Below are 2496 nucleotides of genomic sequence, written 5' to 3'. Positions count from 1 at the left end.
TTGATCAATTTTTGTGCTATATTCCGCGCCCGCGATTTTTCATCCTTTATACCGGTCATCGACATGCAAGCAGCCAAGCCGTTATTTGACTATCCCAAGTACTGGGCCGAATGTTTCGGCCCGGCGCCGTTCCTGCCGATGAGCAGGGAGGAGATGGATCAGCTCGGCTGGGATTCGTGCGACATCATCATCGTCACCGGTGATGCCTATGTCGATCATCCGTCGTTCGGCATGGCGATCATTGGTCGGCTGCTGGAAGCCCAGGGCTTTCGCGTCGGGATCATTGCCCAGCCGAACTGGCAGTCCAAAGACGATTTCATGAAGCTCGGCGAGCCCAACCTGTTTTTCGGTGTCGCGGCCGGCAACATGGACTCGATGATCAACCGCTACACCGCCGACAAGAAAATCCGTTCCGATGACGCCTACACCCCCGGTGGCCTGGCGGGCAAGCGGCCGGACCGTGCGAGCCTGGTCTATAGCCAGCGCTGCAAGGAAGCCTACAAGCATGTGCCGATCGTGCTCGGCGGTATCGAAGCGTCCCTGCGCCGCATCGCCCACTACGATTACTGGCAGGACCGGGTGCGCAACTCGATCCTGATCGACGCCTGCGCCGACATCCTGCTCTACGGCAACGCCGAGCGAGCGATCGTCGAAGTGGCCCAGCGCCTGTCCTACGGCCACAAGATCGAAGACATCACCGACGTGCGCGGCACCGCGTTCATCCGCCGTGACACGCCGCAAGGCTGGTACGAAGTCGATTCCACGCGCATCGACCGCCCGGGCAAGATCGACAAGATCATCAACCCGTACGTCAACACCCAGGACACCGCTGCTTGCGCCATCGAGCAGGAAAAGGGTCCGGTTGAAGACCCGAGCGAAGCCAAGGTCGTGCAGATCCTGGCGAGCCCGAAGATGACCCGCGACAAGACCGTGATTCGCTTGCCTTCGGTGGAAAAGGTGCGCAACGACGCGGTGCTCTATGCCCACGCCAACCGCGTGCTGCACTTGGAGACCAACCCGGGTAACGCCCGTGCGCTGGTGCAGAAGCACGGCGAAGTCGATGTCTGGTTCAACCCGCCACCCATTCCGATGACCACTGAAGAAATGGACTACGTGTTTGGCATGCCTTACGCACGTGTTCCTCATCCAGCGTATGGCAAGGAGAAAATCCCGGCCTACGAGATGATCCGTTTCTCGGTGAACATCATGCGTGGCTGCTTTGGTGGCTGCACGTTCTGCTCGATCACCGAGCACGAAGGGCGGATCATCCAGAACCGCTCCGAAGAGTCGATCATCCGCGAGATCGAAGAGATCCGCGACAAGGTCCCGGGCTTCACCGGTGTCATTTCCGACCTCGGCGGCCCGACCGCAAACATGTACCGCATCGCCTGCAAGAGCCCGGAAATCGAATCCGCGTGCCGCAAGCCGTCCTGCGTATTCCCTGGCATCTGCCCGAACCTCAATACCGACCATTCTTCGCTGATCCAGCTGTACCGCAGCGCCCGGGCCTTGCCTGGGGTGAAGAAGATCCTGATCGCCTCCGGCCTGCGCTACGACCTGGCCGTCGAGTCGCCGGAATACGTCAAGGAGCTGGTGACCCACCACGTCGGCGGTTACCTGAAGATCGCCCCGGAGCACACCGAGGAAGGTCCGCTCAATCAGATGATGAAGCCGGGCATCGGCAGCTATGACAAGTTCAAGCGCATGTTCGAGAAGTACACCAAGGAAGCCGGGAAAGAGCAGTACCTGATTCCGTACTTCATCGCCGCCCACCCGGGCACCACCGACGAAGACATGATGAACCTGGCGCTGTGGCTCAAGGGCAACGGTTTCCGAGCCGACCAGGTGCAGGCGTTCTATCCGTCGCCGATGGCCACGGCCACCGCCATGTACCACTCAGGCAAGAACCCGCTGCGCAAGGTCACCTACAAGAGCGACGCGGTGACCATCGTCAAGAGCGAGGAGCAGCGCCGCCTGCACAAGGCGTTCCTGCGTTATCACGACCCGAAAGGCTGGCCGATGCTGCGCGAAGCACTGACCCGCATGGGCCGCGCCGACCTGATCGGGCCGGGCAAGAACCAGTTGATTCCGTTGCATCAGCCGGCCACCGACAGCTACCAGAGCGCCCGCCGCAAGAACTCGACGCCGGCTGGCAGCCATAAAGTGGCCAAGGAAACCACCAAGATCCTGACCCAGCACACCGGCCTGCCCCCACGTGCCAGTGACGGCGCAAATGCCTGGGACAAGCGCGAGCAAGCCAAGGCTGCCGCGTTCGCCCGCAACCAGAAGGCCGCCAAGGAGCGCAAGGACGCGGCCAAGGGCAAGGGCCCCAAACCGGCACGCAAGCCTGTCGTGCCGCGCTGATCACCCCGCCACCTCGTAAAACGCCAGCCTAAGTGCTGGCGTTTTGCTTTCTAGCGGCGGTGCTGGCCGTTTGTTATCGTGGCGACCGCCAACGGCGTGACGGCGGATGCATAGCTTTTGTGGCGAGGGAGC

Annotated in this window: 1 protein-coding gene; it reads left to right on the top strand. The window is 61.6% G+C overall.

Annotated elements, in window-relative coordinates; genetic code table 11:
* Window positions 1–63 precede the first annotated feature (63 nt).
* Window positions 64–2364: a YgiQ family radical SAM protein gene (locus tag OC610_RS25510; RefSeq protein ID WP_264431794.1), complete on the top strand. Its 2301-nt coding sequence runs from the start codon at window positions 64–66 to the stop codon at window positions 2362–2364.
* Window positions 2365–2496: the final 132 nt, after the last annotated feature.

Origin of the sequence: Pseudomonas agronomica, from assembly GCF_025917275.1 — a bacterium.
Lineage (GTDB): Bacteria > Pseudomonadota > Gammaproteobacteria > Pseudomonadales > Pseudomonadaceae > Aquipseudomonas > Aquipseudomonas agronomica.
Note: the sequence above shows the minus strand (reverse complement) of the source record. Positions and strands in the feature narration are given on the sequence as shown.

Coding starts and splice junctions, on each gene's coding strand:
- OC610_RS25510 (WP_264431794.1), top strand. CDS start 64: ATGCAAGCAGCCAAGCCGTTATTTGACTATCCCAAGTACTGGGCCGAA.